The 6,837-nt window shown below is 57.2% G+C and carries 9 protein-coding genes; 8 read left to right on the top strand and 1 reads right to left on the bottom strand.

The window, feature by feature from the left end:
• The 3 genes from purL to ACREAY_RS08600 all read left to right on the top strand — a co-directional run.
• Positions 1-1,897, top strand: a 1,897-nt coding sequence (gene purL / locus ACREAY_RS08610; protein ID WP_431755363.1) for a phosphoribosylformylglycinamidine synthase subunit PurL, incomplete at its 5' end; no start/stop codon positions are given.
• 66 nt (positions 1,898-1,963) lie between these two features.
• Entirely contained in the window at positions 1,964-3,400 is a 1,437-nt protein-coding gene (purF, locus tag ACREAY_RS08605; RefSeq protein WP_431755362.1) for an amidophosphoribosyltransferase, read from the top strand.
• A 33-nt stretch (positions 3,401-3,433) separates the two neighbouring features.
• On the top strand, positions 3,434-3,808 hold the full coding sequence (locus ACREAY_RS08600; RefSeq protein ID WP_431755361.1) for a hypothetical protein: 375 nt from the start codon (positions 3,434-3,436) through the stop codon (positions 3,806-3,808).
• A gap of 103 nt (positions 3,809-3,911) precedes the next feature.
• Here the strand turns inward: ACREAY_RS08600 and ACREAY_RS08595 are convergent, their stop codons facing one another.
• Positions 3,912-4,151: a hypothetical protein gene (locus ACREAY_RS08595; protein ID WP_431755360.1), complete on the bottom strand. Its 240-nt coding sequence runs from the start codon at positions 4,149-4,151 to the stop codon at positions 3,912-3,914.
• A gap of 315 nt (positions 4,152-4,466) precedes the next feature.
• Here ACREAY_RS08595 and ACREAY_RS08590 point away from each other — a divergent pair, with 315 nt between their 5' ends.
• The 5 genes from ACREAY_RS08590 to ACREAY_RS08570 all read left to right on the top strand — a co-directional run.
• On the top strand, positions 4,467-4,886 hold the full coding sequence (locus ACREAY_RS08590) for a CoA-binding protein (protein WP_431755359.1): 420 nt from the start codon (positions 4,467-4,469) through the stop codon (positions 4,884-4,886).
• A gap of 45 nt (positions 4,887-4,931) precedes the next feature.
• The gene (locus tag ACREAY_RS08585) at positions 4,932-5,261 is read left to right on the top strand and encodes a TfoX/Sxy family protein (protein ID WP_431755358.1); all 330 of its coding nucleotides are present in this window, start codon (positions 4,932-4,934) and stop codon (positions 5,259-5,261) included.
• A gap of 45 nt (positions 5,262-5,306) precedes the next feature.
• A complete protein-coding gene (locus ACREAY_RS08580; protein WP_431755357.1) occupies positions 5,307-5,678 on the top strand; it encodes a hypothetical protein in 372 nt (123 codons plus the stop codon).
• Between the two features lie 32 nt (positions 5,679-5,710).
• Positions 5,711-5,839 carry a hypothetical protein gene (locus ACREAY_RS08575; RefSeq protein WP_431755356.1) on the top strand — a complete coding sequence of 43 codons (129 nt, stop codon included), beginning with the start codon at positions 5,711-5,713 and terminating at the stop codon, positions 5,837-5,839.
• Positions 5,840-5,878: 39 nt separating this feature from the next.
• A partial coding sequence (locus ACREAY_RS08570; protein WP_431755355.1) for a GTPase occupies positions 5,879-6,837 on the top strand: 959 nt, incomplete at its 3' end.

The following is a 6,837-nucleotide window of genomic DNA, read 5'->3' as shown; positions in this document are numbered from 1 at the left end:
GTTTGGCGGCGCCGCGACGGGGGTGGGCGGAGTCATCCGAGACATCATGTCGATGGGAACCCGCCCGATAGCGGTGCTCGACGCGCTGCGCTTTGCGCCAATCGACGGCAAAAAATCTGCCAAGTCAAAGTGGCTCTTTAAAAATGTCGTCAAGGGTATAGCCGACTATGGCAACTGCATCGGCATCCCGACGGTGGGCGGCGAGATAGAATTTGACAGTTCGTTTGAGGACTACTGCCTCGTCGACGTCGCGTCGATAGGCGTCGGCAAAAAGGAGGAGATAATCGCAAACCGCGCAGACATAGGTGACTACCTCGTTCTTGCAGGCGGCTCTACCGGCAGAGACGGCATACACGGCGCGTCGTTTGCTTCTAGGGCACTGGAAGTCGAGAACCGCTCTGCCGTGCAGATCCCCGACCCATTCCTTGAAAAACTGCTGCTTGAAGCGACCATGGAGGCAGTGCAGGCCGGCTGCGTCAAGGCCATCAAGGACCTCGGCGGCGGGGGGCTGTCGTGCTGCCTTTCCGAGACATCGGACAACCTTGGAAGGGGCTTTGAAGTCGAGCTGGCCAAGGTGCACACCAAGGAGGCGGGCATGTCGCCGGCAGAGCTGATGATCTCTGAATCTCAAGAGAGAATGCTGTACGTCACCGACGCGGGCAGGCTGCCTGCGCTCCAGTCGATACTTGACAAGTACGAGATAAAATATTCGGTCCTGGGCAAGGCAGAGGGCCACCAGAGCCTGATAGTGAGGCATAAAGGCTCTGTCGTTGCAGACATGCCTTCGCAGCTGGTGGCGCACGCGCCTCTGGCCGACCGCGCTGCCAGGCGGCCTGCCTACCTTGACAGGGTGAAAAAGGCGCGCACTCCAAAAATGCCTGCAAACCTTGGCAAGGTCCTGCTAATGTTGCTCGCAAACCCGACCATTGCGAGCAAGAGGTGGGTCTACCAGCAGTACGACCACGAAGTGGGCGTCCGGACCGTGGGCAAGCCGGGCGCCGGCGACGCCGCCGTAATGAGGGTGGACAGCGAAAAGTTTGTCGCGGTGAAACTGGACGGCAATTCCAAGCACTGCTATCTCGACCCGTACCAGGGGATGCTCGGGTGCCTGTCTGAAGGCCGCAGGAACGTGATATGCGCCGGCGCAGAGCCGATAGGCGTGGTCGACCACCTGCAGTTTGGCAGCCCTGAAGACCCGGAAATATTCTGGACGTTTTCGCAGGCGGTAAACGCCATCGTCGACTACTGCAACTTCATGCAAGTCCCTGTCGTCGGAGGCAAGGTCAGCTTTTACAACGAGACTGCCCGAGGGCCCATAAAGCCGTCGCCGGTGATGGGGACGCTGGGGCTCGTAGAGAACGAGCAATGGATAACAAAGCAGGCACTGGAACCCGGCGATTACATCTTTGTCATCGGAGAGACCAAGCCCGAGATAGGCGGCTCTGAATATTACGAATATGTCCACGGGATAACGGGCGGCAGGGTGCCCGCGGTTGACATGGAGACAGACCGCGCAAACGGAATTGCAGTCATGAAGCTGATACGGGCCGGCCATATCAGCTGCGCCCACGACTGCTCCAAGGGGGGGCTTGCAGTCGCGCTTGCGGAAATGGCAGTCGCCGGCAGGACGGGGTTCAAGGTGAAACTGGACTTGGCGCCAAGCTCGTGCGCGAGGCTCGACGAGCTGATGTTTTCCGAGTCGCACTCGCGCTACCTCGTCGGCACGAAAAAGCCGGAACAGGTCGCAAAACTGCTAGAGTCAGAGGGGATCAGGTTTGCCCGGATAGGCAGGTCTGCCCGTGGCAGTGCCGAGTTTGCGCACGGCAGGAGAAAGGTGTCGCTTTCGCTTTCCAAGATGGAAGCGGCGTTTGGCTCGCTAGAGAAGATCATGCAATGATGAAGATACGTTTTTTAGAGCATTGCGCGTACCTGCCGGTGCGCTTGGCTCGTCGGGGGTTTCCAGTTGGTCCATGAAAACTGCGGCGTAGTCGGCATCTTTTCGCTTGCCGGCCACAACGTCGTCCCGTTTGCAATAGACATGCTGCGCGCACTGCAGCACCGCGGCCAGGAGGCCTGGGGCATCGCGGTCCCGAACAAGGCGCCGTTCAAGCGGCTGGGCCTGGTATCTGCCGCCGCCCCTGATTTTCAGTCCATCGTGCGCAGGTACAAGTCAAGTGCCGTCATCGGCCACGTCCGCTATTCCACTTTTGGCAAGAGCAACCTTGAAAACGCGCAGCCGCTAAAGGTCAAGGACCTGTGCATCGCGCACAACGGCACAATCGCCAACGTCGAACAATTGTCGGGCATGGTGGGCGGGTGCACGTTCACACCGCAGACGATGAGCGACACGCTCGTCGCTGCGCAGAGGCTGGTAATGCACATTGCCGAAAAGGACGACATGGCGACTGCGATGTCGATACTAAAGAGCGAGATGGTAGGCTCGTTCTGCTTTACATTTCTGACTGACGAAGGCTCTGTCTATGCGGCCCGCGACACCCGCGGATTCAGACCGCTGGTGCTCGGGTTCCACAAGGAGACTGGCACCTACATGGTGGCGTCAGAGTCGTGCGCGCTGTCGACGGTGGGCGCGCAGCTGGTGCGCGACGTGGCGCCAGGGGAGCTAATAAAGATGGGGCCGGGAGGAGTCGAGTCCAAGCAGTTTGCGACTGAAAGCCCGCACGCCCACTGCGCCTTTGAATACACCTACTTTGCTCACCCTTCAAGCATCATGGAAGGCATCAACGTCTATGCGGCAAGAAAGCGCATAGGGCAATTCCTGGCCAAAAAGTTCCCGATAAAGGACGCCGACGTCGTCGTGCCGGTGCCCGACTCGGCAAGGCCTGCCGCGCTCGGGTACGCGCTAGAGTCTGGCCTGCCCTTTGAGGAAGGCCTGCTCAAGGACCGCTATAGCAAGAAAGGCTCCATGCGCTCGTTCATCGAGCCGTACCAAAATGACCGAGTCGAGATAAACAAGGGCATCATCCCCATCCGGGAAGTAATAGAGGGGAGGCACGTGGTGGTGGTCGACGACAGCATAGTCCGGGGGACAAGCTCGGCTTCCATCATCAGCACGCTAAAGGCGGCAGGGGCCCGGCGCATCAGCCTGGTAGTCACGTACCCGCCGATACGCTACCCCTGCTACGCCGGCATCGACTTTCCGTCGCAGGAGGAGCTGATAGCATACCAGCACGGCGCGGAGGAGCAGGCCAACGAAAAGGTCGCCAGCAAGGTCGCCGGCGTCATCGGCGCCGACTATGTCGCGTACAACGACACACCCAACCTTGCGCGCGCCATAGGCATGCCGGAAGAGGAGCTCTGCTTTACCTGCTCGACTGGCAACTATGCGCCCCTTGGGATCAAGCCGACCTTCAAGACAAGGGCGCAGATCAAGGGCGAATGATCGCTTAAATATCATCAGGCCGCAGTTTTGCCAATGCGCGTCGCCGTCTTGGCCGCAATCGCAGGGGGCATAGTGGCAGTGGCGCTCGCTGCCATGTTCGCGTCGACGATACCGACTTCCGACTATTCGCTCAGCGTCGACGCGCTAAAGGACGAGCAGTCGCTCTTTACGGACGCCCGCGTCGTCCTGTCAAACACGGGGCGACTAGAACTGACAAACATCATGGTTGACTTTGGCAATGGCACGCAGCAGGAGACCGTCGGGACCATTGCGCCCGGCAAGAAGATTACCGTCTCCCCTCCAGAAGGCGCGCAGCTGGACTCGGTGACTGTCACTGCTGACCCGGGCATCGAGATTGTGCAGGAGTACCGGAGGCCGATAAAGCTGCCCGGCATGATAGGCTCGTGATGGAGTTATTCATTTCTGGCTATGTTTGATTTTGCAGTGAACCGTAAGGCTTTCCATAAACAAAAGTGGCATTTGTAAGGCCGTCTTTTAACACGAGGGTGTCTCATTTTTCAGAAATTGCCAAGCCGTTTTCCAGTCCTTCATGAAATGCGCGTTCTGTCGCCATTATTGACGGCCCTTCGCCAGTCAGCGTCCCGCATAACGATACTGTGGAAAATATCTGATGAGTCCTGATGGTCGACGGGTCGACATATTGCACGCTGCCGCCAAATCCGTTGCATATCCTGCCGTCTATCTTGGTTCCGTTGACATGTAATGCAAATCCGTGATTCCATACGTCCACAGGATTGCGTCCGTCGGGAGTAAAGGAATACCTGCGCCATGAATCGGCCGGAGGTTCGGGCAATGTGATTGCATTATTGCTCGTGTTCAAAGTCGAAAGCAAAAGCAAAGCGATGGCCGCTGTTATTGGAAAAATAAAGAGCATACGGTAACGTTGCATCTTTTGGATACTCGGCATAGCCTCTCTTATTATGCTATAGAGCTTGGTACATGCATCGGCAAACGAGGCTGGGCTAACCAGCAATCCAATCCTTGGGTGCCAACGGTCCGGCAGATTCTGATTGCGTTTAAATAACAAACACGCGAAAATCCTTTCGTGGATACCGACTCTTTCTCTGACGCAGAGATCCGCGAGATTTACAAGCTGAAAAACATCGCCGTGGTAGGCATGTCAAAGTCGGACGGCAAGGCTGCCAACTATGTGCCCAAGTACCTGATGGAGCGGGGCTACAACGTCATTCCGGTGAACCCGACTGCACCAGAGATAATGGGGAAAAAATCATACCCGAACGTTTCAAGCGTCCCTGACGACGTCGACATCGTGGACGTCTTCAGGCCGTCTGACGACGTGCTTCCAGTCGTCATTGACGCAATAAAAAAGCCCGGCATCAAAGTCGTGTGGATGCAATTAGGAATATACAACGAGCAAGCCGAAAAGCTGGCAAGGGAAAAAGGCATCAAGGTGGTCTACAACCGGTGCATGCTGTCAGAGCACCAGCGGCTGTTTGACGAGTAGGGCTCTCGCGAAAACTTAAGTCAAGCGACAGCCTGACAGGTAGAGATGGTCTACGACGAGCGGCTGGTGGGCAGGATCCGCGCCATGCTGGCAGGGCGCCCGGATTTGCGCGAGAAGAACATGTTTGGCGGAGTGTCGTTTCTCCTGAATGGCAAGATGTGCTTTGGCGTCATAAAGGACGACCTCGTCGTTCGCGTCGGACCCAAAATCTATGAAAAGGCACTTGCCATGCCGCACGCAAGGCCGATGGATTTTACCGGCAAGCCAATGAAGGGGTTTGTCTACGTCGGTTCAAAGGGCCTGTCAAGAAATGCGGCCCTTGAAAAATGGCTGGGAATGGGCATGAACTATGCGTCGTCGCTTTTGGAAAAATAAACGCCGCTGGCAAGGATAATAACTGCCGGCATCGCAGCGAAATCCATGTCCGAAAGCGTAGACAGAGTGGCGCAGGCAGTCAGGGCGGCTCTTGACTTGCTGCAAGAGCAGGAAAACATAATTGCAAAAATCGGAGTTGACAGGGAAGCCGGCATAGTAAAGATATACGGGGAAAAATCCGACGCGCTGAAAAAGGCGTCGTCCGGCCTTTCTGACGTCCTTGAGCTGTCATACACGACGGCCGAGCACCACCCCTACTGGGGGATGCTGTACCACGCGACAGAGATTTCAAAGATGCTCCTAGAAAAGTGGGACTCGGACCTGTCGAAGGACAACCTCAGCGAGATATCGTGGCGCTGCGACGAGATCAGGATGGCGCAGGAACGAGCAGGCGACGCCCACCGCCACGAGGGATAAGCCTTTTCAATTCTGCTCACGTTATATTCCTCATGGCGCAGGTTGTGTCGACGTTACCTGTAAATGCAAGCAGGCTGTCGTTTGCCGTCCACGCGTCGCTCCTTGGCAGTTTCATCGCACTCGTAGGTTTCATCGCAGTGATCTGCCATCACGTCCACTGATCCACAGTCTATAAATAATAACGGGTGGAGGCTTTATACATGATCAAGATCGGCCTGATCGGCAAGACAAACACCGGCAAGACCACGTTCTTTAATTCCGCGACCCTTGCGTCGGCCGAGATTTCCAATTATCCTTTCACCACAAAGCAGCCTAACGTCGGCAACGCGCACGCAATCACGCTGTGCGTCCACAAAGAGTTCGGCGTGCAGGACCAGCCGCGCAACTCGCGCTGCATCGACGGGTGGCGCTTTATTCCCGCCGAGCTGGTCGACCTGCCGGGCCTGATAAAGGGCGCATGGGAAGGCAAGGGCCTCGGCAACCAGTTCCTGTCGATAGCGGCGCAGTCTGACGCGCTACTGCACATCGTGGACGCGTCTGGCAGCATCGACGCGTCAGGCAGGATTGCAGAGCCGGGGTCCGGCGACCCGGTGGCAGACGTGGGCGACATTGAAGAAGAGATGGTGATGTGGTACCTGAAGCTGTTTGAGGCAAACCGCGACAAGATTGCCCGCGCCATAGTCTCCGGCGCAGAGACAGTCGACGCAGTCACCGAGGTATTCAGGGGCATAGGTGTGAGGCAAGACCACGTCCAGGCCGCTCTTGCGCAGAACAAGCTGGCAGGCGTCGACCTTGACGACTTTGGGCCGCAGCAGAGCAAGGACTTTTGCTGGAGCCTCCGGGACATTTCAAAGCCCACACTGATTGTTGCGAACAAGGTCGACCTGCCGACATCCACCGATAATTTCCGGCGTCTGCGCGAGGAGTACAAGGACATGATAGTGGTCCCGTCAAGCGCAGACGCCGAGCTGACCCTGCGCAGGGCCGAGAGCAAGGGGCTGATAAAGTACGTGCCGGGCGACGAGCGATTCGACATCCGCGACCAGGCATCGCTCAACGACAAGCAAAAGTGGGCGCTCAACCTCATCAGAAAGGACATCCTTGGCGAGTACATGCGCACCGGCGTCCAGTTTGCCATCAACGTCGGCGTGTTCAAGCT

This window comes from Nitrososphaera sp. (genome assembly GCF_050748925.1).
GTDB lineage: Archaea > Thermoproteota > Nitrososphaeria > Nitrososphaerales > Nitrososphaeraceae > Nitrososphaera.
The sequence above is the reverse complement of the archived record's forward strand: the minus strand, read 5'-3'. Positions and strand labels throughout refer to the sequence as shown.